Here is a 24,453-nt window from a genome sequence, read left to right on the forward strand (position 1 = left end):
TCAAGACGGCCGCGAACGGGGCCGGACCCGGGGGAACCGAAGGGACACCGTGAAAGAGCTGCGCATCAGGTTGCTGGCCGGCGTCTTCGTCGTGGCCGGAGTCCTGTCCTGGGCGGGCGCCCGCCTGTGGAACTCGATCGGCACGCTCCCCAGCGTCCCCCTGGCCGCGCCCGTCGTCCTGGCCCTGATCGCCGTGGTCCTGCTGGCCACGGCGCTCTCGCTGCGCTCCCGCCTGAAGGCCCAGCGCGAGCGCCGGCCCGACGCCAAGGGCGTCGACCCCATGATGGCGGCCCGCGCGGTGGTCTTCGGCCACGCCAGCGCCCTGGTCGCCGCCCTGGTGTCCGGCATGTACGGCGGCACCGGCGTCTTCCTGCTGGAGTCCCTCGACATCCCCGCCCGCCGCGACCAGGCCATCTACGCCGGCTTCTCGGTCCTCGCCGGCATCGGCGTGATAGCGGCGGCGATCTTCCTGGAGCGCGTCTGCAAGCTCCCGGAGGACGACGAACACGACGGCACGGGGACGGCGCCCTCGGTGTGACGCGGGACGTCAGCGCGCCATGATGAGGCTCATCGCCTCATTGCGCGTCGCCGGGTCGCGCAGCTGCCCCCGGACCGCCGAGGTGATCGTCTTCGCGCCCACCTTCCGCACCCCGCGCATCGACATGCACATGTGCTCGCACTCGACCACGACGATCACGCCGCGCGGCTCCAGGATCTCCATCAGGGAGTCGGCGATCTGCGTGGTGAGTCGTTCCTGCACCTGCGGGCGCCGGGCATAGACGTCCACGAGCCGGGCGAGCTTCGACAGGCCCGTGATCTTGCCTTCGACGGACGGGATGTACCCGACGTGCGCCACACCGACGAACGGCACCAGGTGATGTTCGCAGGAGCTCAGCACCTCGATGTCCTTCACCAGGACCATCTCGTCGTGTCCGAGGTCGAACGTCGTGGTGAGCACGTCCTCGGGCCTCTGCCACAGCCCCGCGAATATCTCCCGGTACGCCCGCGCCACCCGCGCCGGCGTCTCCCTCAGACCCTCGCGGTCCGGGTCCTCGCCGACCGCGATCAGCAGTTCGCGCACGGCGTTCTCGGCGCGCTTCTCGTCGAACTCGCCGATCTGGCCCTCGCCGTCCAGCGTCACGGGGTCGGTCATCTGGTGCCTCGTTCCTGTGTCCATCAGGGGGCGGCCTGCGTAAATGGCGGAAAGCCGCGCCCCCCAGGCTAAAACCTGGGGGGCGCGGCATCCATTCCGGGCCCGGTGGCACCACCGGGAGAGCCGGGTCAGCTCTCGGGGCGGTCCTCCGGGGTCCGCTCGGGCGCCGGGGCGGGCTCCGCCGCGGTGCTCTTGGCGGTGCTGATGGCCGGCGTCGCGCCGTTCGCCCCGTTCGTCAGGGCCAGCTCCTTGGGGGAGAGGACCGGCGGGCGGGTGGACGGCGTGCGGCGGGAGGAGCCGGTCCAGGCGGGCCGGGGCGGGCGCTTGACGATGGGGGCGAAGATCTCGGCGATCTCCTCCTTGCCCAGGGTCTCCTTCTCCAGCAGCTGCAGAACGAGGTTGTCGAGGACGTCGCGGTTCTCGACCAGGATCTCCCAGGCCTCGTTGTGCGCGGTCTCGATGAGCTTCTTGACCTCTTCGTCGACCAGCGCGGCGACCTCTTCCGAGTAGTCCCGCTGGTGAGACATCTCACGTCCGAGGAACGGCTCGGTGTTGTCCCCGCCGAACTTGATCGCGCCCAGACGCTCGGTCATGCCGTACTGCGTGACCATCGCGCGGGCCAGACTGGTGGCCTTCTCGATGTCGTTCGCGGCACCGGTGGTCGGGTCGTGGAAGACGAGCTCCTCGGCCGCGCGGCCGCCCAGCATGTAGGCGAGCTGGTCGAGCATCTCGTTGCGCGTGGTCGAGTACTTGTCCTCGTCCGGCAGGACCATCGTGTAGCCGAGGGCACGGCCGCGCGAGAGGATCGTGATCTTGTGGACCGGGTCGGAGTTCGGCGAGGCCGCCGCGACCAGGGCGTGCCCGCCCTCGTGGTACGCGGTGATCTTCTTCTCCTTGTCCGACATGATCCGGGTCCGCTTCTGCGGGCCCGCGACCACACGGTCGATCGCCTCGTCCAGCATGTGGTTGTCGATCAGCTTCTGGTCGCTGCGGGCCGTCAGCAGGGCGGCCTCGTTCAGCACGTTGGCGAGATCGGCACCGGTCATGCCGGGCGTACGGCGGGCGACGGCCGACAGGTCGACGTCCGGGGCGACCGGCTTGCCCTTCTGGTGGACCTTGAGGATCTCCAGACGGCCCTGCATGTCCGGGCGGTCGACGGCGATCTGCCGGTCGAAACGGCCGGGGCGCAGGAGGGCCGGGTCGAGGATGTCGGGCCGGTTCGTCGCGGCGATGAGGATCACGCCGCCCTTGACGTCGAAGCCGTCCATCTCGACGAGCAGCTGGTTCAGGGTCTGCTCGCGCTCGTCGTGACCGCCGCCGAGGCCGGCGCCGCGGTGGCGGCCGACCGCGTCGATCTCGTCGACGAAGACGATCGCCGGGGCGTTCGCCTTGGCCTGCTCGAACAGGTCACGCACACGGGAGGCACCGACACCGACGAACATCTCGACGAAGTCGGAACCGGAGATCGAGTAGAACGGCACGCCCGCCTCGCCCGCGACGGCACGCGCGAGCAGGGTCTTGCCGGTGCCGGGCGGGCCGTAGAGCAGCACGCCCTTGGGGATCTTGGCCCCGACCGCCTGGAACTTGGCCGGCTCCTGGAGGAACTCCTTGATCTCGTGGAGTTCCTCGACGGCCTCGTCGGACCCGGCGACATCGGCGAACGTCGTCTTGGGGGTGTCCTTGGTGATGAGCTTGGCCTTGGACTTCCCGAAGTTCATGACCCGGGAGCCGCCGCCCTGCATCTGGTTCATCAGGAACAGGAAGACGACCACGATCAGGACGAACGGAAGCAGCGAGAGCAGGATCCCGACGAAGGGGTTCTGCTTGGACGGCGAGACCGTGTAGCCGTCCGGGATCTGCTTGTCCTGGTACTTGTTCTGCAGCGTGTTGGCGAGGGCGACGCCCTGGTCCCCGATGTAGCTCGCCTGGATCTTCGAGCTGCCCTCGATCTTTTCGTCGCCCTTGAGCGTGACCTTGATGGTCTGCTCGTCACCGGTGGTGAGCTTGGCCGACTCCACCTTGTTCTGGTTGATCGCCTGGACGACCTGGCCGGTGTCCACCGTCTTGTAGCCCCCGGACGAGCCGACGACCTGCATCAACACGACCACGGCAAGGACGGCCAGCACGATCCACATGACCGGCCCACGGAAGTATCGCTTCACGTCCATCCACACGGAGCGGTGCCGCCCCGTCCCTCCTGCCATAGTGAGTTTGATAAAAGGCTGTTCTTCGGACGGTACCCCAGCATTGTCACCTGAAGCTGCGCGGTGCGGCTGGCGATCCGTCCACGCATGCTCCAACGGCGGGAAGCCCGCCGGGGTTCCCGATCACGGCCACGGCTCCCGGGACGGGGGTTCAGCCGCCGTAGACGTGAGGCGCGAGCGTACCGACGAACGGGAGGTTGCGGTACTTCTCGGCGTAGTCGAGGCCGTAGCCCACGACGAACTCGTTCGGGATGTCGAAGCCGACCCATTCCACGTCGATGGCCACCTTCGCGGCCTCGGGCTTGCGCAGCAGCGTGCACACCTTCAGGGAGGCGGGCTCGCGCGAGCCGAGGTTGGAGAGCAGCCACGACAGGGTCAGGCCGGAGTCGATGATGTCCTCGACGATGAGGACGTGCTTGCCCTTGATGTCGGTGTCGAGGTCCTTGAGGATCCGCACCACACCGGAGGACTGGGTGCCCGCCCCGTACGAGGATACGGCCATCCAGTCCATGGTGACGGGGGTGGACAGCGCCCGCGCGAGGTCGGCCATGACCATCACCGCGCCCTTGAGGACACCGACGATCAGCAGGTCCTTGCCCGCGTACTCCGCGTCGATCTTCGCTGCCAGCTCGGCCAGCTTGGCGTCGATCTCTTCCTTGGTGATGAGTACCTGCTGGAGGTCGTCACCCATGTCTTTCGCGTCCACCCGCATCACTTTCGGTCGTCCCACCGGCCGGTCGGCCCTGCCCCGACTGCTCGGAGGGGGTCGGATTCAGCCTTGCCGAATCACCAGTCTGCCACCCTGCCGCCGTGCCACGACCTTGCCGGGGAGGTTGATGGCCCCCTGGCCGCGCCAGCCGGTGATCAGCCGGTCGACTTCCTCGATGTGGCGGGCGAACAGCGAGCCGGCCGGGGCACCGGCCGCGATGGCCGCGCGGCGCAGGACGCGGCGGCGCACGGCGGGCGGCAGGGCGTAGAGCTTGGCGCACTCCAGCAGTCCGGCGGCGTCGCGGACGGTGGCCTCGGCCTGGGCGGCCCAGGAGTCGAGGGCGTCGGCGTCGTCGCGGGAGAGCTGGGCCGTCCGGGCGAGGGCCTCGACGACGCCCTTGCCGAGGGCCTTCTCCAGGGCGGGCAGGCCCTCGTGGCGCAGGCGGGAGCGGGTGTAGGCCGGGTCGGCGTTGTGCGGGTCGTCCCAGACGGGCAGGGACTGGACCATGCAGGCCTTGCGGGCGGTCTGCCGGTCGAGCTCCAGGAAGGGGCGGCGGTAACGGCCGCCGGCCCCCGAGACCGCGGCCATTCCGGACAGGGAGCGGATGCCCGAGCCGCGGGCGAGGCCGAGCAGGACGGTCTCGGCCTGGTCGTCGCGGGTGTGGCCGAGCAGGACGGCCGCGGCACCGTGGCGTTCGGCCGCGGTGTCGAGCGCGGCGTAGCGGGCGTCGCGGGCGGCGGCTTCGGGTCCGCCGGCGCGGCCGACGGTGACGGCGACGGAGTCGACGGGGTCGAGGCCCAGTTCACGCAGGCGCTGGACGACTTCCGCGGCGCGCAGGTCGGAGCCGGCCTGGAGGCCGTGGTCGACGGTCACGCCACCGGCTCGGATGCCGAGCTTGGGGGCCTCGAAGGCGAGGGCGGAGGCCAGGGCCATGGAGTCGGCGCCGCCGGAGCACGCCACGAGCACGAGCGGCGGGGGCTCGTGCGAGGGGGCGTGCGGAACCGCGGCGGGGGCGCGGTGGTGTTCGGTGAGGAGGTCGTGGAGGACGCGGCGTACCGCCAGGCGTATCGCCGCGACCGCAGGATGGGGACCCATGTCCGGTTCCCTTCATGAAGTTTTCGGGGGGTGGGCCCGCGTGTCGGTCACGCAGAGTGTGTAGATGGTGACAGAACCGGGCCGTTCCCCGAGCATTGCACGCCTACCCCTGGCTCACGGTCCCTCGGACGGGTGATTGGAGGGGCGTTCGCCTGCCGTCGACCGCTTTCCTTTCACGACCTTCCCGCGATGTTCACTACTCGGCCCTGCGATGCACCCGCGTGACCCAGTCCGCCGGTTTGGCGATCTCCGACTTGGTGGGGAGGGTGTTGGGCGAGGTCCACACGCGGTTGAAGCCGTCCATGCCGACCTCGTCGACGACCGCCCGGACGAAGCGCTCCCCGTCGCGGTACTGGCGGAGCTTGGCGTCGAGTCCGAGCAGCTTGCGCAGGGCCAGGTCCAGGCGGGAGGCGCCCTTGGCGCGGCGCTGCTGGAACTTCTCGCGGATCTCGCCGACGGACGGCACGACGGCCGGGCCGACGCCGTCCATGACGAAGTCGGCGTGGCCCTCCAGCAGGGACATCACGGCCGTGAGGCGGCCGAGGATCTCGCGCTGGGCGGGGGTCTGGACGATCTCGACGAGGGAGCGGCCGCCGTCGTCCTCCTCGGCCTCGGGGCGGCCCCCGGCCAGGCTCTGGGCGGCCTCGCGGACGCGTTCCAGGACGGTCATGGGGTCGACGTCGGTCTCCCCCAGGAACGCCTGGATCTCGCCCTCCAGGTGGTCGCGCAGCCAGGGCACGGCGGTGAACTGCGTGCGGTGCGTCTCCTCGTGCAGGCACACCCAGAGGCGGAAGTCGTGCGGGTCGACGTCGAGTTCGCGCTCCACGTGGACGATGTTGGGGGCGACCAGGAGCAGCCGTCCGCCGCCGTTCTCCCCGGCGGGGAGCTCGCGGCTGGCGGGCGCGAAGGTCTCGTACTGGCCGAGGACACGGGAGGCCAGGAAGGACAGCAGCATCCCGAGCTCGACGCCGGTGACCTTGCCGCCGACGGCGCTCATGACCGCGCCGCCGGGGGTGCCGCCGCGCCGCTCCTGCATCTTGTCGAGCAGGGGCCGCAGTATCTCCCGGAAGCCGGCGACGTTCGCGCGGATCCAGCCCGGGCGGTCCACGACGAGGACGGGGGTGTCGTGGCCCTCCTCGGTGCCGAGCCGCGTGAAGCCGCGCACGTGTTCCTCCGAGGCCCTGGCGTGCCGGCGCAGTTCCGCGACGACGGCCCTCGCCTCGTCGCGGCTGACCTCTGGGCCCGGCCGTACGAGCCGGGTCGCGGTCGCCACCGCGAGATTCCAGTCGACCATGCCGGTTGAAGCACCACCGATGCTCGTCATGCGTCAACCGTACGTGAGCGCTCGCCGCTCGGGCAGGGCGGCGAGGGCCGGGGTGCGCGGGGGCGCGTGCTCAGGGCCCGGGCTCCGGCGGGGCGGGTGGGAGCCGGAGCGCCGTCGCCGGTGCTCGGCCTCGCGGGCCGTGCCCGCCGTCCCCCGGGCTCTCGGCTCCGCTCCGGCAGGGGGCCCGTCGGCCCGGCGGAGCGACCGCCCGCGGCGGGCGCTCACCTGCACCCGCACGCCGCCAGCGCCGTCGCCATCTTGTCCAGCGCCTGTTGCGTCGCCGCCGGGGCGAGGGGGTTCGTGTCCGTGGCCATGAAGGCGAACGCCAGCAGGCGGCCGTCGCGGTCGACCAGGGTGCCCGCGAGGGTGTGGACGCCGGTGAGGGTGCCGGTCTTGGCGCGGATCACGCCGGACGCCCCGTCCGTGTAACGGGAGCTCAGCGTGCCGGTGAAGCCGGCGACGGGGAGGCCGGTGAGGGCCGGGCGGAGCTCGGGGTGGGACGAGTCGGCCGCCTTGGCCAGCAGGGCGGTGAGGAGGCCGGGCGTCAGGCGGTCGGCGCGGTCGAGGCCGCTGCCGTCCTGGAAGGCGGCGCCCTTGAGCGGCAGGCCGAGGGAGCGCAGCCGGGCGGTGATGGCCCGGCCCGCGCCCGCGAAGTCGGCGCGTTCGCCGGTGGCGATCGCGGTGTGGCGGGCGAGGGCCTCGGCGATGTCGTTGTCGCTGTGGGTCAGCATGCGTTCGACGAGGGCCGACAGCGGGGGCGAGGAGACCGCCGCGAGGGTCTCGGCGCGGGTCGTGGCCTTGGACGGGCCGGGGGCCGTGCTCTTGATGCCGTGGGAGTCCAGGAAGTCCCGGAACTGGCGGGCCGCGTCCTCCGCGGGGTCCTTCACGCGGGTGACCGGCCCGCTCGTCGAGTCGTCCGTGCGGCCCTCGTCGGCCATCAGGGGGGTGACCAGGGCGAGGTTGGGGTTGTCGCCGATGGGGTGTTCCGGGGAGCCGGCGTAGCGGGTCGTGTCGTAGGAGAGGGTGACCTCGCGCACGCCCCGTTCGGCGAGGGCGGCGGCCGTCTCGGCGGCCAGGGTGCGCAGGCTGGCCGCGTCCCCGGGCTTCTTCCGGGCCGTGAGGGTGGGGTCGCCGCCGCCGACGAGGACTACTTCCTTCGTGTCGGGTTCCAGCGCGGCGCGCGTGGTGAGGCGGTGGTCGGCGCCCATGGCGGACAGCGCGGCGACGGCCGTGGCGATCTTCGTGGTCGAGGCGGGGGTGAACGCGCTGTCCGGGTGCGCGCCGTACAGGCGCCGGCCGGTGGTGACGTCGACGACGGACGCCGCGGGCCGGGGGCCCAGCACCGGGTCCTTGAGCAGGGGGTCGAAGGTCTTCGCGAGGGTCTTGCCGTCCGGGGCGGACTTCACGGTGCTGACCCCGCCGAGGCCGGTCAGGACGGGCCCGGCGCTGGGGGCGGGCCGGGGCCGGGCGGGCGTGCCGGGGGCGCCACCGTGATCTGCGCCACCCGTGCGGCCGAGGGCGGCGGCGCGGTCGCGCTCGGCCGTACGCTGACCCGAGGAGTCCCAGGGACCGGCGGCGGTCACCACCCCGGCGGCCAGTGCCAGACCGGCGGTGGCGGCGCCCGCGGTGTACTGCCAGGTCCTCGGCCGCGTGACCCGCGCGACCTGCGGTGTCCCGGCTCCCGCGAGCCGCGCGACCCGCGGTTTCGCGGCCTTCGCGGCCCGCGCCAGGCGCGGTCGTACGGCATCCGCGATCCGCACCACGTGCGGTCTCGCGGCCCGCCAAGGCCTCAGCTCTGGCACGACCACCAGCCCCTTTCGCGATCACACACCTGCATGAGGGACACTTAACCACCAGAACTGTGTGTTGATCATGGAGGAGCCACCGGTGGAGTTCGACGTCACGATCGAGATTCCGAAGGGTTCGCGCAACAAGTACGAGGTGGACCACGAGACCGGTCGGATCCGCCTGGACCGTCGCCTCTTCACCTCGACCAGCTACCCGGCCGACTACGGCTTCGTCGAGAACACGCTCGGCGAGGACGGCGACCCGCTGGACGCGCTGGTCATCCTGGACGAGCCGACCTTCCCGGGCTGCCTCATCCAGTGCCGGGCGATCGGCATGTTCCGGATGACGGACGAGGCCGGTGGCGACGACAAGCTGCTGTGCGTCCCCGCGCACGACCCGCGTGTGGAGCACCTGCGGGACATCCACCACGTGTCGGAGTTCGACCGTCTGGAGATCCAGCACTTCTTCGAGGTCTACAAGGACCTGGAGCCCGGCAAGTCCGTCGAGGGCGCCAACTGGGTGGGCCGTACGGACGCCGAGGCCGAGATCGAGCGTTCCTACAAGCGCTTCAAGGAGCAGGGCGGTCACTGACCACCCCCGCCCCGGCGCCCACGGGCCGCACGCCTGCGTCGCGTGCGGCCCGTTCGTCCGCCTGTGCGCATACTGAGGCTGTGAGGGGTACGAGGCTCACGTGTCGTACAGGGAGCGCCAGGCAGTGACGGAAGCGGAGGACCGCAAGCCCAGGTCGGACGAGGCGAGGAGCGCCTTCGCACCGCCGTCCGGGACCGCCGTCGACGGGGACATGTCGACCACGTCGGAGTTCGCGATCCCCGAGGGCCTGGCCGTCCCCAGAGCGGCCGGCCCGGAGTCCGAGACCACGTCCGAGTTCGCCCTGCCGCCGGGCCTGGACGTCCCGCACGCGCCCGGGATCGAGCCGGAGGGGTCGGCGTTCACGCCGCCGAGCACGTACAGCGCGCGGCAGGCCCCGACGGCCTTCACCCCGCCGAACGGCATCCCGAAGGTCAGTCTGACCAAGGACGTGCCCTGGCAGGACCGGATGCGCACGATGCTGCGCATGCCGGTGACCGAGCGGCCGGCGCCGGAGACCGTGCACCGCGGCGGCGACGAGAGCGGGCCGGCGGTGCCGCGCGTGCTCGACCTGACGCTGCGTATCGGCGAGCTGCTGCTGGCGGGCGGCGAGGGCGCCGAGGACGTGGAGGCGGCGATGTTCGCCGTCTGCCGGTCGTACGGTCTCGACCGCTGCGAGCCGAACGTCACCTTCACGCTGCTGGCGATCTCGTACCAGCCCTCCCTCGTCGACGACCCGGTCACGGCGTCGCGGACCGTGCGGCGGCGGGGCACCGACTACACGCGGCTGGCGGCCGTGTACCAGCTGGTGGACGACCTCAGCGACGAGGAGACGGCCGTCTCCCTGGAGGAGGCCTACCGGCGGCTGGCGGAGATCCGCCGCAACCGGCACCCGTACCCCGGCTGGGCGCTGACCGGCGCGAGCGGGCTGCTCGCGGGCGCGGCCTCGGTGCTGGTCGGCGGCGACCTGATCGTGTTCGTCGCGGCGGCGCTGGGCGCGATGCTCGGCGACCGGCTGGCGTGGCTGTGCGCGGGGCGCGGGCTGCCGGAGTTCTACCAGTTCACGGTCGCCGCGATGCCGCCCGCCGCGATCGGCGTCGCGCTGACCCTCGGCCACGTCGACGTGAAGGCCTCGGCGGTCATCACCGGTGGCCTGTTCGCGCTGCTGCCCGGACGGGCGCTGGTGGCGGGCGTGCAGGACGGCCTGACCGGCTTCTACATCACCGCCTCCGCGCGGCTGCTGGAGGTCCTGTACTTCTTCGTGGGCATCGTCGCGGGTGTGCTGACGGTGCTGTACTTCGGCGTGCAGCTGGGGGCGCGGCTGAACCCGGACGCGAAGCTCGGGGTGTCCGACCAGCCGGTGCTGCTGATCGGGGCGTCGATGCTGCTGTCGCTGGCGTTCGCGGTCCTGCTCCAGCAGGAACGTTCCACTGTGGTGTGGGTGACGCTCAACGGGGGTGTCGCCTGGGTCGTGTACGGCGCGATGCACTACGCGGGCGGCATCTCGCCGGTGGCGTCCACGGCGGCGGCCGCGGGGCTGGTGGGCCTGTTCGGGCAGTTGCTGTCCCGGTACCGGTTCGCGTCCGCGCTGCCCTACACGACCGCGGCGATCGGGCCCCTGCTGCCCGGTTCGGCGACGTACTTCGGGCTGCTGGCGATCGCGCAGAACGAGATCGACGAGGGGCTGGTGTCGCTGTCCAAGGCGGTGGCGCTCGCCATGGCCATCGCCATCGGGGTGAACCTGGGGTCGGAGATCTCCCGGCTGTTCCTGCGGATCGGGTCCGCGGAGAAGCGGCGGGCCGCGAAGCGCACGCGCGGGTTCTAGCGCGGTCTCCGCGGCCCGGACAGGGTCGGCCCGGCCGGTTCAGTACCCGCTGTTGTACGGGCCCTGCTGGGTGCCGTACGGCTGCTGGCCGTAGCCGGGGGCCTGGGGGTACTGGCCGTAGTACTGCTGGTCGCTGTACTGCCGGTCGTTGTGCTGCTGCCCGTGGTAGCCGTTGTCGTTGCCCTGCGGCTGCTGCTGGTACGGGGGCCGGTCGTCGGGGGTGATGCGGCGCAGCTGGGTCGTCGCGTCGTCCATGACCGGCGGGTGGGACCGCGCGGCGGCGGGGGCCTGCGCCGCCTCGCGCTTCTTCTTCGAGCGGTCCCGCAGGTACTCGACGATGATCGGGACGACGGAGAGCAGGACGATCAGGATGAGGATCGACTCGACGTTCTTCTTGATGAAGTCGATCTGGCCCAGCCAGTAGCCCGCGAGGGTGACGCCGGTGCCCCAGGCGATGCCGCCGACGATGTTGTACGTCAGGAACGTGCGGTACTTCATGCGGCCGGCGCCGGCCACGATGGGCGCGAAGGTGCGCACGATCGGGACGAAGCGGGCCAGGACGATCGCCTTGGGCCCGTACTTCTCCATGAACTCGTGGGCCTTGTCCAGGTTCTCCTGCTTGAACAGCTTGGAGTTGGGGCGGTTGAACAGCTTCGGGCCCAGGAACTTGCCGATCATGTAGCCCACTTGGTCACCGATGACGGCGGCGAGCACGATCAGCGTGCAGACCAGCCACAGCGGCTGGGTGATGTACGTGCCCTCGGCGACGAAGAGGCCCGCCGTGAACAGCAGGGAGTCGCCGGGCAGGAACGCGAAGAGTCCGGACTCGGCGAAGACGATGAGCAGGATGCCGGGCAGGCTGAACGTCGAGATCAGGTAGTCCGGGCTGAGCCACTCGGGGCCGAGCGCAAGCGTGGTCACGGGGATGTGGCTCCTGCTGCAGTGGGGTACGGGCTGGGGCTGACTGCCTCAAAGTATCAACGCAGCCGTCGCGGCCCAGGTTCCATGGGGTAATCAGGATGCACTGTGCTCCGCCCCGGGCAAAGCTGTGGACATGGGCATCGACGAATACGGCGGCGGACAGGGCCCTCAGCCCGACGTCCTCGTCGTCACCACGAACGACGTACCCGGCTACCGCGTGCAGGAGGTGCTCGGCGAGGTCTTCGGCCTGACCGTGCGCTCCCGGCACCTGGGGAGCCAGATCGGCGCCGGGCTGAAGTCGATGGTCGGCGGCGAGCTGCGCGGGCTCACCAAGACGCTCGTGCAGACCCGCAACCAGGCCATGGAACGCCTCGTCGAGCAGGCACGCGCGCGGGGTGCCAACGGCGTGCTCGCGTTCCGCTTCGACGTCACGGCGGCCGCGGACGTGGGCACCGAGGTGTGCGCGTACGGCACGGCGGTGGTCCTGGCCCGGGAGTAGCCCCGCCCCCCCCGGGCCGGGGATCAGGAGGTGTGGCGGGCCGCGTTCGCGGCGATCGCCTCCTTCAGGTGCTCGGCGAGACCCGGGCGCATCGCCTCGTAGAACGACTTGAAGCGCTCGTCGGCGACGTACATCTCGCCGAGGCTGCGGTGCAGCTCGTACGGGCACTCGTAGTACCAGGTGCAGATGTGCTGCCGGTGCTCCTCCGCCAGGGCCATGGCCGCCTCGCCGGTGGGCGGTTCGCCGGCGGACATCAGGGCGTCGTAGCGGCGCCCCCAGTCGGCCGTCCGGTCCTGGATCCGCTGCCAGTCCTCCTTGGTGTAGCGGGCGACGCGGCGCTGCGACTCGGCGTACTGCTCCGTGCCGCCCCAGCGCGCCTCCGCCTCGTCGGCGTACTGTTCCGGGTCCTCGTCCCCGAAGACCTCGAACCTCTCCTCGGGCGTGAGGTTGATGCCCATCTTCCGTGCCTCCATGGCGTGCTCCACGGCCGCCGCCATCTTCCGCAGCCTCTCGATCCGGGCGGTCAGCAGGTCGTGCTGGCGGCGCAGGTGCGCGCGCGGGTCCGCCTCGGGGTCGTCGAGCAGGACGGCGACCTCGTCGAGCGGGAAGCCGAGCTCCCGGTAGAACAGGATCTGCTGCAGCCGGTCGAGGTCGGCGTCGCTGTAGCGCCGGTGGCCCGCGTGGCTGCGCCCGCCGGGCACGAGCAGGCCGATCTCGTCGTAGTGGTGCAGCGTGCGCACGGTAACACCGGCGAAGCCCGCGACCTGTCCCACGGAGTAGCTCACTTCCGCTCCCTTCTTCTTCCGTGCCTCACGGTCGGGCCTCACGCCGCGTGAGGTGCAAGCGTGTTTCCTGTTTGTACCGTTTGATCCCTTTATCGTGTGCCCGTGGTCCAGGACACCGAGCAGCGGGCGCCCTCCGTCACCCCCGCGACCCCCGCCCGCCTGCTGTTGCCGTCGATCGTGCCCGCCGCGGCCGTCGGCGTGCTCTCCGCCCTGGTCCTGGTCGGCGTGAGCGCCGCCGCCGAGGAGCTCCAGGAGGTGCTGTGGGGCCCGCTGCCGGACGCGCTGGGGGTCGGCCGGTACTCCGCGCTGTGGATGGTCGTGATGCTCACCGCGACCGGGGTGGCGGTCGGCCTCGTGGTGTGGCGGATGCCGGGACACGCGGGGCCCGAACCGGCCACCGTCGGCCTGGACGCCCCCGTCCTGCCGCCGGTCGTGCTCCCGGGGCTGCTGCTGGCGACCGCGCTGATGCTGGCCGGCGGGCCCAGTCTCGGCCCGGAGAACCCGATCATCACGGTGAACGTCGCGCTGGCGGCCTGGCTCGGCGCCCGGGCCCTGCCCCGGGCGCCGGGCCGGATCTGGCCGGCGCTGGCGGAGGCGGCGACCATCGGCGCCCTGTTCGGCACGCCCGTCGCGGCCGCCCTGGTGATCTCCGAGGCGCTGGCCCGGCAGGAGACCCGCGGTCTGCTGTGGGACAACGTCTTCGCGCCCCTGACGGCGGGCGCGGCCGGTGCCCTGACCGCCTCCCTGATCGACCACCCGAGCTTCGACCTGGACCTGCCGTCCTTCGGCCGGCCGGGCTGGGGCGACCTGCTGGCGGCGGTCCTGATCGCCTCGGCGGGCGCCCTGCTCGGCATGGCCGCCGTACGGGCCTTCCCGTACGTCCACGGGGTCTTCCGCAGGCTGCGGCACCCGATGCTGACGCTTCCGGCGGGCGGGCTCGTGCTGGGCGGCCTCGCGGCCCTGGGCGGCCATCTGACCCTGTTCAAGGGGCTCGACGAGATCGCCGAGCTGGCGCACGACCCGGACGGCAGGCCGGCCGGGGAGTACGCCGTGCTGGCGGTGGTGAAGCTGGCCGCGCTGCTCGTGGCCGCGTCCTGCGGCTTCCGGGGCGGGCGCATCTTCCCGGCCGTGTTCGTCGGCACCGCCCTCGGTCTGTGCGCCCACGCCCTGGTGTCCGGGGTGCACCCGTCGGTCGGGGTGGCGGCGGCGGTGCTCGGGATCCTGCTGGCGATCACGCGGCAGGGCTGGGTCAGCCTCTTCGTCGCCGCGGTGCTGGTCGCCTCGCCGGGGATCCTCGCCCTGCTCTGCGTCGCCTCGCTGCCCGCCTGGCTGCTGGTGACGGGCCGTCCCCAGATGCAGCTGCGCGAGGACGGCACACCGGTCCGCTGACGCCCCTTCCCCCACCCACCCTGGAGGCTCCCATGCCGCTCGACGACGGCACCCGCCGCACCGGCGACCGCCGCCTGTCCGTCAACCCCTTCTACGGCCCCGCCAACCCGGTCGGCGACATGGCCGAGGCCCCGCCCACCCACCGCCTCCCGGACCAGCCCATGGCCCCGGCCACCGCCCACCAGCTGGTCCGGGACGAGCTGATGCTCGACGGCAACGCCCGGCTGAACCTCGCCACCTTCGTCACCACCTGGATGGAGCCGGAGGCCGGGGTGCTGATGGCGGAGTGCCGCGACAAGAACATGATCGACAAGGACGAGTACCCGCGCACGGCCGAGCTGGAGCGGCGCTGCGTGGCGATGCTCGCCGACCTGTGGCACGCGCCCGACCCGGCGGCCGCCGTGGGCTGTTCGACGACCGGGTCGAGCGAGGCGTGCATGCTCGCCGGGATGGCGCTGAAACGCCGCTGGGCGAAGCGCAACGCCGACCGCTACCCGGGCGCCCGGCCCAATCTGGTGATGGGCGTCAACGTGCAGGTCTGCTGGGAGAAGTTCTGCGCCTTCTGGGAGGTGGAGGCGCGGCTGGTCCCCATGGAGGGCGAGCGCTACCACCTGGACCCGCGGGCCGCCGCCGAGCTGTGCGACGAGAACACCATCGGGGTCGTCGGGATCCTGGGCTCCACGTTCGACGGCTCCTACGAACCGATCGCCGAGCTGTGCGCCGAGCTGGACGCGCTGCGGGAGCGCACCGGGCTCGACATCCCCGTGCACGTCGACGGCGCGTCCGGCGCGATGGTCGCCCCGTTCCTCGACGAGGACCTGGTGTGGGACTTCCGGCTGCCGAGGGTGGCGTCCATCAACACCTCGGGGCACAAGTACGGGCTGGTCTATCCCGGTGTCGGCTGGGCGCTGTGGCGGGACGCGGAGGCGCTGCCGGAGGAGCTGGTGTTCCGGGTGAACTACCTGGGCGGCGACATGCCGACGTTCGCGCTGAACTTCTCCCGGCCGGGCGCGCAGGTCGTGGCGCAGTACTACACGTTCCTGCGGCTGGGCCGGGAGGGGTTCCGGGCCGTGCAGCAGGCGGCGCGGGACGTGGCCACGGGGCTCGCCGGGCGGATCGGGGCGCTCGGCGACTTCCGGCTGCTGACCCGGGGCGACCAGTTGCCGGTGTTCGCCTTCACCACCGCGCCGGACGTCACGGCCTTCGACGTGTTCGACGTCTCGCGGCGGCTGCGGGAGCACGGCTGGCTGGTGCCCGCGTACACCTTCCCGGAGAACCGCCAGGACCTGTCCGTGCTGCGGGTGGTGTGCCGCAACGGCTTCTCCGCCGACCTCGCCGACCTGCTCGCGCAGGACCTGGAACGGCTGCTGCCCGAGCTGCGCCGGCAGCCGCGCCCGCTCACCCGGGACAAGGACGCGGCGACCGGCTTCCACCACTAGGGACGGCTCACGGCCCTACCGGCTGAGCCGCGCGAACCTCCTGACCGCCAGCGGGAAGAACACCGCGAGCAGGGCCAGGGGCCACAGAACCGCCCAGAGCACGTGTCCCGGCTCCGTGCCGGGCACGCCGAACAGGTCCCGTACGGCCGTGGCGGTGTGGGACATGGGGTTCCACTCCACGGCCGTGCCGAGCCAGCCGGGCATCGAGTCGGGGGTGGCGAAGGCGTTGGACAGGAAGCCGACCGGCCAGACCAGGATCTGCACCGCCTGGACCAGCTCCGGCTTCCCGGCCACCAGGGCCAGGTGGATGCCGATCCACAGCATCGCGAAGCGGAGCAGGAGCAGCAGTCCCAGGGCTCCCAGGAGGGCCGCCGGGCCGCCGCCGGGACGCCAGCCCAGTGCGGCGCCCACGGCGACGAGCACCAGCAGGGTCAGCGCCGACTGGAGCATGTCGGCGGCGGAACGGCCCACCAGCACCGCCCCGTTGGCCATGGGCATGGAGCGGAAACGGTCGATGACCCCCTTGTTGAGGTCCTGCGTGACGGCGATCATGGTGCCCTCCAGGCCGAAGGCCATGGTGAGGGCGAGCATGCCCGGGAGCAGGTAGTCGCGGTAGTCCCCGGTCACGCCCCGGCCGCCGCCGACCAGGTAGCCGAACATCAGCAGCAGCATCACCGGGAAGACCAGGTTGACGGCGAGCTGGACCGGCTGGCGCCCCCAGCGGGCGAGCTCGCGGCGGGTCATGGTCCAGGAGTCGGTCAGGGTGTGGGCGGTCACGCGGTCTCCTTCGCTCGGCGGTCGTCCCGGTCGTCCCCGGTGAGGTGCAGGAACACCTCGTCCAGCGTCGGGCGGCGCAGGGCCACGTCCTCCGCCTCGATCCCGGCCCCCTCCAGGGCCCGTACGACCCCGGACAGCGCCTCCATGCGGTCGGTCACCGGGGCGCTCAGCAGCCGCCGGTCCGGGTCGGCGGTGACGGCGGTGAGGGGCAGCAGAGCGGCGGCCTCCCCCAGGCGGCCGGCGTCCCGCAGGACCACGTCGATGCGGTCGCCACCGGTCGCGGCCTTCAGTTCGTCCGCCGTGCCGTCGGCGACGACCCGGCCGGAGTCGACGACCGAGATGCGGTCGGCGAGCTGGTCCGCCTCCTCCAGGTACTGGGTGGTGAGCAGCACGGTCGTACCGCCGCCGACCAGGGAGCGGACCGAGTTCCACACCTCGGCGCGGCCGCGCGGGTCGAGGCCGGTGGTCGGCTCGTCCAGGAAGAGCACCTCCGGTTCGGTGATCAGGGACGCCGCGAGGTCCAGGCGGCGCCGCATGCCGCCGCTGTACTGCCGGACCGCCTTGCGGCCGGTGCCGGCCAGGCCGAAGCGCTCCAGGAGTTCGCCGGCACGCGCCCGTGCCCGCCGCGCGCCCAGGTGGTGAAGCCGGCCGAACAGCTCCAGGTTCTGCCGGCCGCCGAGTTCCTCGTCGAGCGCGGCGTGCTGGCCGAGCAGGCCGATGCGCAGCCGTACGGCGTAGGCCTCGCGCACCACGTCGTGGCCGGCGACCTCGATGCGGCCCGCGTCGGGCCGCAGCAGCGTGGACAGGACCCTGACCAGGGTGGTCTTGCCCGCGCCGTTCGGGCCGAGCACCCCGTGCACCGTGCCGCGCGCGACCGTGAGGTCGAGCCCGTCCAGCGCCCTCTTGGCGCCGTACCTCTTCTCCGCGCCTTCGACGGTGATCGCCGCGTCGGCCACTGAGCCTCCTCCGCTAGTCAAACTTGACTACACGCTCGAAGGTAACCCGGGCGCCACCATTCGTCAAATTTGATTAGAGGGCGTCCCCGGGATGCCGCTCCCCCGTCGCGTACGGGTTCTCCTCATCCTCGGCCAGGACCCCCACGAACGGGTCGCCCTCGTCGGCGAAGGTGTACGCGCCGCCCTCGATGCGCTCGATCAGGCCGCGGGTCCACTCGGCCTCCGAGTCGGCCGTGTGGACCCACATGTTCATGATCTCCCCGATGTGGCCGAGCTGTCCGGGCCCCTCCTCGGGCACGTAGTGCTCCAGGACGGAGGCCCGCCACTGCTCGATCCGCAGGGTGCGCTCCTTGAGCAGCGCGACCGCCTCCGCCCGGGGCAGGTCGACGACGAAGCCGACCGCGGCCGTCTTCACGTCCCCGCGCTGGTCGTAGGTGACCAGCGCCTCCCGCAGCAGCCGGAAGTACTCCTCGGTGCCCGGCTCCGTGATCTCGTACTCCGTGCGCGGCGGGCCGCCGGCCGTGGACGGGGCGGTCTCGTGCGCGCGCAGCAGTCCCTGCTTCGCCATCTGCTTCAGGGCGTGGTAGATCGAGCCGGGCTTGGCGTTGGACCACTCGTGCGCGCCCCAGTACTCCAGGTCGTTGCGCACCTGGTAGCCGTGGGCGCGGCCGTGCATGCGGACCGCGCCGAGCACGAGAAGACGGATCGCTGACATGCGGTCCAGGTTAGGACCCGGCCGCCACCTGCTGTTCCTCGGCCACCAGCTCGAAGGCCGTCCGTCCGTCCAGCGACTCGCGGATGATGTCGGCGTGACCGGCGTGCCGGGCCGTCTCGCGGATCAGGTGCAGGCACAGCCAGCGCATCGACAGCTGCTCGTCCTTCGGGTTCCAGGAGGTCGCGGGCAGCTCGAAGGTGTCGTCCAGACTCGGCACCGCGCGGATGAAGGCCTCCGTCTCGGCGGCCACCTTCTCGTAGTACGCGAGCTGCGACTCCACGGTCTCGTCGCCGACCAGCACGAAGCACTCGTGCCAGTTCGACTCGTCCCGGTGGACGGCCGGCGGCTCGCCCTTGGCCCGGGCGATCCAGCCCTGCTCGACCTCCGCGACGTGCTTGAGCAGTCCGGCCAGGGACAGCTCGCTGGCACTCGGCCGGGACGACGCCTGCTTTGCCGTCAGGCCGAGCAGCGCCCTGCGGACGCCGCCGCGCTGCTCGGCGATGAAGGCCAGGAGCGCTCCGCGCTCGTCACCGGGTGCCTCGGGTCCCACGTGCGTCACCATGCCGGGCCGCCTTTCGTCGGGGGTGCTGTTGCCTGACGACGACGAAGCTACGGGCCCTTGCGGTCAGCTTCTGTCCGCAAGGGCCGGGGACGTCACGCGGGTTGCCGGGCGCGGCCTAGAACGGGAAACCGCTCCGGCCGTGCTGCACCGAGATCCACTTGGTCGTGGTGAAGGCGTCGAGCATCGTCTCGCCGTTGAGCCGGCCGAGGCCCGAGTGCTTCTCGCCGCCGAAGGGGACGATCGGCTCGTCGTGGACCGTGCCGTCGTTCACGTGGAACATGCCCGTGTCGATCCGCTTGGCGAAGTTCACGCCGCGCTCGACGTTCCCCGTGTGCACGGCGCCGCTCAGCCCGTAGGGGGTGTCGTTGACGATGCGTACGGCCTCCTCCTCGCCGTCGAACGGCACCAGGAAGGCGACCGGGCCGAAGACCTCCTGGCGCAGCAGCGCCGAGCCGGCGGGGACGCCGGTCAGCACGGACGGCTCGACGAGGTTGTCCGTGCGGCGGCCGCGCAGCAGGGCCGTGGCGCCCTCGGCGAGGGCCTGCTCGACCACGCCCGTGAGGGCCTCGGCCTGCTGGGAGTTGATCACCGGGCCGATGACGGTCTCCGGGTCGCGCGGGTCGCCCGCCTTGAGGCTCCTCACCTTGGCGACGAACTTCTCGGTGAACTCGTCGGCCACCGACCGGTCGACCAGGACGCGGTTGGCGGCCATGCAGACCTGGCCCTGGTGGACGTACCGGCTGAAGACGGCCGCGTCGACCGCGTAGTCGACGTCGGCGTCGTCGAGGACCACCAGCGCGCTGTTGCCGCCCAGTTCGAGGACGGTGCGCTTGAACTGCCGGGCGCAGACGGTGGCCACGTGCCGCCCGACCTGGTCGGAGCCGGTGAAGGAGATGACCTTGGGGACCGGGTGCTCGATGAACGCGTCGCCGATCTCGGCGATGTCGGTGATGACGACGTTGAGCAGACCGCCGGGCAGCCCCGCGTCCTCGAAGATCTTCGCCACCAGGGACCCGCCGACGATCGGGGTGTTCTGGTGCGGTTTGAGCACCACGGCGTTGCCGAGGGCGAGCGCCGGGGCGACCGACTTGATCGACAGCAGGAAGGGGAAGTTGAAGGGGCTGATCACGCCCACGACCCCGACCGGAACGCGGTAGACGCGGTTCTCCTTGCCGTCCACCGGGGAGGGGATGATGCGGCCCTCGGGGGCCAGCGCCAGGTGGACCGCCTCGCGCAGGAACTCCTTGGCGAGGTGCAGCTCGAAGGCGGCCTTCAGGCGCGTGCCGCCGAGCTCGGCGACGATGGCCTCGGAGATCTCCGCCTCGCGCTCCTCGACGAGGCTCAGGGCCTTCTCGAAGACGGCGCGGCGGGCGTAGGGGTTGGTCGCGGCCCACTGCTGCTGGGCGCGGGCCGCCGCCCGGTACGCCTGATCGACCTCGTCGGCCGTGGCTATGGTGATCGACGCCAGCTTCTCGTCGTCGTACGGGTTGAAGTCGATGATGTCCCAGGAACCGGTACCCGGGCGCCACTCACCGTCGATGTACTGCTGTGCGAGGTCGGTGAAGTAGGACGACGACATGTGTGATCCCTCGATCCCTGGCAGACCCTCGATCGCGCCTTCACGATCTGATCACACGTCATCGTACTGACGTTTCAGGAGAGTTGGAGGAGTCCCCGGAGAAGATCCCGGCTCTCCGAGGGGCCCGGGCTGTCGCTCTGCAGCTCCTTGAGGGCCTTCTCGTACTGGGCGACGTCCTCGGGCTTGTCCAGGTAGAGCGCGCTGGTGAGCTGCTCCAGGTAGACGACGTCCGACAGGTCGGACTCCGGGAAGCTGAGGATCGTGAACGCGCCACTTTCACCGGAGTGGCCGCCGAGGCTGAACGGCACCACCTGCAGGCGCACGTTGGGCCGCTCGGAGATGTCGATGAGGTGCTGGAGCTGGCCGCGCATGACCTCGCGGCCACCGTACGGGCGGCGCAGCGCGGCCTCGTCCAGGATGATGTGGAAGTCCGGCGCGCGCTCGTCGACCAGGTGTTTCTGCCGCTCCAGGCGCAGCGCCACCCGCCGTTCGACGTCGGCCTCGCTGGCGCCCTGCATGCCGCGGCGGACCACCGCGTGCGCGTACGCCTCGGTCTGCAGCAGCCCGTGCACGAACTGCACCTCGTAGGCCCGGATCAGCGAGGCGGCGCCCTCCAGCCCGACGTACGTCGGGAACCAGCTGGGCAGGACGTCCGAGTAACTGTGCCACCAGCCCGCGACGTTGGCCTCCTTGGCCAGCGAGAGCAGGGAGGCGCGCTCCTGCTCGTCCGTGATGCCGTACAGCGTCAGCAGGTCCTCGACGTCCCTCGTCTTGAAGCTCACCCGGCCCAGCTCCATCCGGCTGATCTTCGACTCGGAGGCGCGGATCGAGTAGCCCGCGGCCTCGCGCGTGATGCCCCGCGCCTCACGCAGACGCCTGAGTTGTGATCCGAGCAGCATGCGCCGCACCACCGATCCCGGCTCTCCCGCGCTCACGTTCGCCAGCCTCCCCAACGTCTTCAGGGGCCGAAGTCTGCCACTAAAACACTCCGAGCTGTACTCGTCCGGTTACGGAAACGGAATCGAGACAGTCGGCGCACGCGCACGTGCTCAAGAAGAGGGCAAGTGAACGGCCAGAAGGGGACGCGAAGATGACGGAAAAATTGACCAAGAAGCGGTACGGGACGGCGCATTCCGGTCACCTGCACGTGCATCTGCCCTTGCATCTGCTGTACGCATCCGAAACCATGGTCCCGCACCACCGCCGCATCGCACCGACCGCGAATTCCCGGGAGTGCCTCGCATGGGGACGAATGGATCGACCATGCTCGAGCCGTTACGGCAGGGCCTTCCGCCGCTCGACCCCGCGGCCGTGTCCGACGCCGCCTCCTGCGCCCTTCCCGCCCGCTACGAAGCGGTGCGCGAGGCACGGCGGTTCACCCGCAGAACCCTCGACCAGTGGGATCTGGGCGAGCGCTTCGACGACGTCTGCCTCGTCGTCTCCGAGCTCGTCACCAACGCCCTGCGGCACGGCCTGACGGCGCACGCCCCGTGCACCGGCGCCCACGAGCCGCCCGTGCGGCTGCATCTGATGCGGTGGACCGAGCGTCTGGTGTGCGCGGTGCGCGACCCCAGCCACGACAGCCCCGTCGCCCGGGAGACCGACGACTTCTCGGCCGAGTCGGGCCGCGGGCTGTTCCTGGTCGACTCCTTCAGCGACAGCTGGGGCTGGCACCCGATGGCCGGCGCCCTCAGCGGCAAGGTGGTGTGGGCGCTGTTCCGGTTGCCCCGGGCCGGATCGCGGCCGCACGCCGAATGAGGAGCCGCGGCGCGTCCTCGCGCCGCGGTTCTACGCGCGTCACGGCGCGCAGCACAACGGTTGCCCGGAGGTTCCGGGCCGGTCCGGCCGTCAGCCGCCCACCAGGTGGTCGAACTCGCCGTCCTTCACGCCCAGCAGCATGGCCTCGATCTCGGCACGGGTGTAGACCAGGGCCGGACCGTCGGGGAAGCGGGAGTTGCGCACGGCCACGTCCCCGCCCGGCAACCGGGCGAACTCCACGCACGAGCCCTGCGAGTTGCTGTGCCGGCTCTTCTGCCAGGCCACACCGCGCAGCCGGGCGGCCGCCATACCGTTGTACACGTCGTGGTCCACAGGTCGCTCCCCGGTGGTGCACTGGCTGGTGTGGCCATTGATGCATCGGTCAACTGACCCGGATCATAGCTCTGTTCAAGTGCAGATGCATGGGCAGATGCACGTGCACGGCGGGTGGTCCTCCGGTTACAGCTTTGACGACCGCTTGACCGAAGCCCTCGCCTGGTTGGACGGCCCGGCACCGTCACCCGTTCCCGGCGCACGGCGGCGAAGTCGGTGGATCCGGCGGAGGTCCCGTGGAGGCGGAGCATCCGCTCGGCGGCACGGGCGGGCCGCTGTGCGGCGGCGCAAGGGACCGGCCGCCCGTCATGCGGAAGCGGCGGGCACCGGCCGCCCACAGGGGAAAACGGGCCGTGCGCGGGAGCGGGAGGTCGTCCGGCGGGCCCGGGTCCGGCCCGGACCGACGCCGGACCCCCCTCGGGCGTACGGGACCGGGCCACTCGCACGAGGTGTCCCGTCGGCGGTCCGCCGGATGTCCGGCGCGTGGCGGCCGACCGGGCACGCGGCCGGTCCGCGGGCGCCCCGATGGTGGGCGCGGGAGACGGCGGTTCCACGGGAACGAGGTCCCCCTCGCGTCAAGCGTGGGGAACCTCACCCGCATCCGGTCCGCTCAGCGGCCGGCGTACGGCAGCAGCGCCATCTCGCGCGCGTTCTTGATCGCCCGGGCCAGCTGCCGCTGCTGCTGGGCCGACACCCGGGTGACGCGGCGGCTGCGGATCTTGCCGCGGTCGGAGATGAACTTCCGCAGCAGGTCGGTGTCCTTGTAGTCGATGTACGTGATCCCGGCCTGGTCCAGGGGGTTGGGCCGGTTCTTCGCGGGCTTGCGGTCGGGCTTGCGGGGCATGGCGGGGTCAGACCTCCAGGAGGGTGTCGAAGGCGTGCGGGAGCCGCTGCCAGGCGTCGCGCCCGGCGGCGTACTCGGCGTCGGTCAGCAGGCAGGACTCCAGCAGCCGCTCCAGGCCGTCCCGGTCGAGGCCGGGCGAGGTGAAGACCAGGTGCTGGCCGCGGTCGCCGTGCTCGGGGTGCCAGTCCAGCGCGGCGGCGGCCCGGCGCACCGGCGGGACCATCTCCCAGGCCGCGTCCGGCAGGGACGCCAGCCACGGCCCGGCGCTCTCCACGCACAGGGCGCCGCCGGCCGCGTCCCAGTGGAACAGCGTGTCGGGCTTGTCGGCGAGCCAGAAGCGGCCCCGGCTGCGGGCGGCCGCGCAGGTCAGGTCCTCCAGCGCGGCGTAGAGCCGCTCCGGGTGGAAGGGGCGGCGGCTGCTCCAGACCAGGGTGGAGACGCCGTGCGCGTCGGCCTCGGCGGGCAGCAGCGCGCAGGCCGGGTGCTGGGCGGCGGCGGCCGCCTCGGCGTCGAAGCCGGCGAACGCGGCCCGGGCCAGCGGGGTCAGCGGGCGCAGGCGCGGTTCCGGCACGGTCAGGCCGTCGCCGTCCGGGACCGCCGGCGCGTCCTGCCCGACGGGCACCCGCAGGGCCGTGGGGTGCAGCTGGGCGAGCAGCTCGCGGTCCTCGTCGTCGGCCTCCGGGGACTCGACGACCGCGAGGACGGGGGCGTACTCCAGCTGGCGCGCGAAGGTGTCGGCGACCGTGCGCTGGTCGGTCGCCGCCGCGGCGAGGCCGCCTTCGGCCAGGTCGTCGCCGTTGGCCAGGTACGGCAGGACCAGGGCCGGGTCGACGGCGGTGATCACGCCGGTGACGGTGAGGCCGCCGGCCGCGACGACCTCGGCCATGGCCTTGGGCTCGACGGAGTCCCACAGCTCGACGACGGCGAGCCGGGTGGCACCGGCGTCCCGGAGCCGCTCCAGCTCCGGGACCAGGTCCTCGCGCAGGGCGCAGCACGCGCAGTCGTTCACCAGCGGCGCCTCCCCCGCGTCGAGGAGGCCGCCGGCGTCCCGGACGGTCCGCACGACCGTGCCGGCGGCCGCCGTCGCCAGGTCGTGGTGGAGGACGACGCTGCCGGGCACCTCGGCGAGCAGCCGGGCCACGGCCGTCCTGCGCGCGTCGGCGTGCAGCCCGCCGACGATCACGACGGGGAGCCCAGGGGAGACAGCCAC

At 72.0% G+C, this 24,453-nt stretch carries 24 protein-coding genes; 7 read left to right on the top strand and 17 right to left on the bottom strand.

Annotated features, from left to right (window positions below):
- The first annotated feature begins 49 nt into the window (after positions 1 to 49).
- Positions 50 to 538 (top strand): DUF3180 domain-containing protein, encoded by a 489-nt coding sequence (locus tag AC07DA_RS11385; RefSeq protein ID WP_479126849.1) that lies wholly within the window; start codon positions 50 to 52, stop codon positions 536 to 538.
- 9 nt (positions 539 to 547) lie between these two features.
- Here the strand turns inward: AC07DA_RS11385 and folE are convergent, their stop codons facing one another.
- From folE to dacB, 6 genes are all read right to left on the bottom strand, one after another.
- On the bottom strand, positions 548 to 1,153 hold the full coding sequence (folE, locus tag AC07DA_RS11390; protein WP_479126851.1) for a GTP cyclohydrolase I FolE: 606 nt from the start codon (positions 1,151 to 1,153) through the stop codon (positions 548 to 550).
- Positions 1,154 to 1,281: 128 nt separating this feature from the next.
- The gene (gene ftsH / locus AC07DA_RS11395) at positions 1,282 to 3,321 is read right to left on the bottom strand and encodes an ATP-dependent zinc metalloprotease FtsH (RefSeq protein ID WP_479127306.1); all 2,040 of its coding nucleotides are present in this window, start codon (positions 3,319 to 3,321) and stop codon (positions 1,282 to 1,284) included.
- 187 nt (positions 3,322 to 3,508) lie between these two features.
- Positions 3,509 to 4,069, bottom strand: coding sequence for a hypoxanthine phosphoribosyltransferase (hpt, locus tag AC07DA_RS11400; RefSeq protein WP_479127308.1), 561 nt, complete (start codon positions 4,067 to 4,069; stop codon positions 3,509 to 3,511).
- Between the two features lie 60 nt (positions 4,070 to 4,129).
- A complete protein-coding gene (gene tilS, locus AC07DA_RS11405) occupies positions 4,130 to 5,161 on the bottom strand; it encodes a tRNA lysidine(34) synthetase TilS (RefSeq protein ID WP_479126853.1) in 1,032 nt (343 codons plus the stop codon).
- A 196-nt stretch (positions 5,162 to 5,357) separates the two neighbouring features.
- The gene (locus AC07DA_RS11410) at positions 5,358 to 6,485 is read right to left on the bottom strand and encodes a zinc-dependent metalloprotease (RefSeq protein ID WP_479126856.1); all 1,128 of its coding nucleotides are present in this window, start codon (positions 6,483 to 6,485) and stop codon (positions 5,358 to 5,360) included.
- A gap of 221 nt (positions 6,486 to 6,706) precedes the next feature.
- Entirely contained in the window at positions 6,707 to 8,248 is a 1,542-nt protein-coding gene (dacB, locus tag AC07DA_RS11415) for a D-alanyl-D-alanine carboxypeptidase/D-alanyl-D-alanine endopeptidase (protein ID WP_479127311.1), read from the bottom strand.
- Between the two features lie 124 nt (positions 8,249 to 8,372).
- Between dacB and AC07DA_RS11420 the strand changes: the two genes are divergently transcribed.
- Together AC07DA_RS11420 and AC07DA_RS11425 are read left to right on the top strand one after the other, a co-directional pair.
- A complete protein-coding gene (locus AC07DA_RS11420; RefSeq protein ID WP_003991985.1) occupies positions 8,373 to 8,864 on the top strand; it encodes an inorganic diphosphatase in 492 nt (163 codons plus the stop codon).
- Between the two features lie 124 nt (positions 8,865 to 8,988).
- Positions 8,989 to 10,686, top strand: a complete 1,698-nt coding sequence (locus tag AC07DA_RS11425; RefSeq protein WP_479126859.1) for a threonine/serine exporter family protein — start codon at positions 8,989 to 8,991, stop codon at positions 10,684 to 10,686.
- A gap of 39 nt (positions 10,687 to 10,725) precedes the next feature.
- Here AC07DA_RS11425 and AC07DA_RS11430 read toward each other — a convergent pair whose 3' ends face one another.
- Positions 10,726 to 11,607 carry a DedA family protein gene (locus AC07DA_RS11430; protein ID WP_479126861.1) on the bottom strand — a complete coding sequence of 294 codons (882 nt, stop codon included), beginning with the start codon at positions 11,605 to 11,607 and terminating at the stop codon, positions 10,726 to 10,728.
- Positions 11,608 to 11,740: 133 nt separating this feature from the next.
- On the opposite strand from AC07DA_RS11430, the gene AC07DA_RS11435 reads away from it, so the two are divergent.
- Positions 11,741 to 12,106, top strand: coding sequence for a YbjQ family protein (locus AC07DA_RS11435; protein WP_479126863.1), 366 nt, complete (start codon positions 11,741 to 11,743; stop codon positions 12,104 to 12,106).
- Between the two features lie 23 nt (positions 12,107 to 12,129).
- Here AC07DA_RS11435 and AC07DA_RS11440 read toward each other — a convergent pair whose 3' ends face one another.
- Entirely contained in the window at positions 12,130 to 12,891 is a 762-nt protein-coding gene (locus AC07DA_RS11440; protein ID WP_479126865.1) for a MerR family transcriptional regulator, read from the bottom strand.
- A 102-nt stretch (positions 12,892 to 12,993) separates the two neighbouring features.
- Between AC07DA_RS11440 and AC07DA_RS11445 the strand changes: the two genes are divergently transcribed.
- On the top strand, positions 12,994 to 14,280 hold the full coding sequence (locus tag AC07DA_RS11445) for an ion channel protein (protein ID WP_479126867.1): 1,287 nt from the start codon (positions 12,994 to 12,996) through the stop codon (positions 14,278 to 14,280).
- Between the two features lie 32 nt (positions 14,281 to 14,312).
- The gene (gad, locus tag AC07DA_RS11450) at positions 14,313 to 15,719 is read left to right on the top strand and encodes a glutamate decarboxylase (protein WP_479126869.1); all 1,407 of its coding nucleotides are present in this window, start codon (positions 14,313 to 14,315) and stop codon (positions 15,717 to 15,719) included.
- 15 nt (positions 15,720 to 15,734) lie between these two features.
- Here the strand turns inward: gad and AC07DA_RS11455 are convergent, their stop codons facing one another.
- The 6 genes from AC07DA_RS11455 to AC07DA_RS11480 form a co-directional block, all read right to left on the bottom strand.
- Positions 15,735 to 16,496 carry an ABC transporter permease gene (locus tag AC07DA_RS11455; protein WP_479126871.1) on the bottom strand — a complete coding sequence of 254 codons (762 nt, stop codon included), beginning with the start codon at positions 16,494 to 16,496 and terminating at the stop codon, positions 15,735 to 15,737.
- The gene (locus tag AC07DA_RS11460; RefSeq protein WP_479126873.1) at positions 16,493 to 17,452 is read right to left on the bottom strand and encodes an ATP-binding cassette domain-containing protein; all 960 of its coding nucleotides are present in this window, start codon (positions 17,450 to 17,452) and stop codon (positions 16,493 to 16,495) included. The genes AC07DA_RS11455 and AC07DA_RS11460 overlap by 4 nt, the downstream gene beginning before the upstream one ends.
- Positions 17,453 to 17,525: 73 nt before the next feature.
- Complete coding sequence (locus AC07DA_RS11465) at positions 17,526 to 18,167, bottom strand: PadR family transcriptional regulator (RefSeq protein WP_479126875.1); 642 nt, start codon at positions 18,165 to 18,167, stop codon at positions 17,526 to 17,528.
- A 10-nt stretch (positions 18,168 to 18,177) separates the two neighbouring features.
- Positions 18,178 to 18,729, bottom strand: coding sequence for a DinB family protein (locus AC07DA_RS11470; protein ID WP_479126877.1), 552 nt, complete (start codon positions 18,727 to 18,729; stop codon positions 18,178 to 18,180).
- Between the two features lie 115 nt (positions 18,730 to 18,844).
- Positions 18,845 to 20,308, bottom strand: coding sequence for an aldehyde dehydrogenase family protein (locus tag AC07DA_RS11475; protein WP_479126879.1), 1,464 nt, complete (start codon positions 20,306 to 20,308; stop codon positions 18,845 to 18,847).
- A gap of 74 nt (positions 20,309 to 20,382) precedes the next feature.
- Entirely contained in the window at positions 20,383 to 21,207 is an 825-nt protein-coding gene (locus AC07DA_RS11480) for a helix-turn-helix domain-containing protein (protein WP_479127313.1), read from the bottom strand.
- 343 nt (positions 21,208 to 21,550) lie between these two features.
- Here AC07DA_RS11480 and AC07DA_RS11485 point away from each other — a divergent pair, with 343 nt between their 5' ends.
- Complete coding sequence (locus tag AC07DA_RS11485; RefSeq protein WP_479126881.1) at positions 21,551 to 22,066, top strand: ATP-binding protein; 516 nt, start codon at positions 21,551 to 21,553, stop codon at positions 22,064 to 22,066.
- Between the two features lie 90 nt (positions 22,067 to 22,156).
- On the opposite strand, the gene AC07DA_RS11490 is transcribed toward AC07DA_RS11485, so the two are convergent.
- The 3 genes from AC07DA_RS11490 to AC07DA_RS11500 all read right to left on the bottom strand — a co-directional run bounded on the left by AC07DA_RS11490 (position 22,157) and on the right by AC07DA_RS11500 (position 24,453).
- On the bottom strand, positions 22,157 to 22,375 hold the full coding sequence (locus AC07DA_RS11490; RefSeq protein WP_051648637.1) for a DUF397 domain-containing protein: 219 nt from the start codon (positions 22,373 to 22,375) through the stop codon (positions 22,157 to 22,159).
- A 634-nt stretch (positions 22,376 to 23,009) separates the two neighbouring features.
- Positions 23,010 to 23,243: a 30S ribosomal protein S18 gene (gene rpsR / locus AC07DA_RS11495; protein ID WP_479126883.1), complete on the bottom strand. Its 234-nt coding sequence runs from the start codon at positions 23,241 to 23,243 to the stop codon at positions 23,010 to 23,012.
- A 7-nt stretch (positions 23,244 to 23,250) separates the two neighbouring features.
- The gene (locus tag AC07DA_RS11500) at positions 23,251 to 24,453 is read right to left on the bottom strand and encodes a CobW family GTP-binding protein (protein WP_479126885.1); all 1,203 of its coding nucleotides are present in this window, start codon (positions 24,451 to 24,453) and stop codon (positions 23,251 to 23,253) included.

The organism is Streptomyces sp. NPDC044921 (assembly GCF_056432865.1).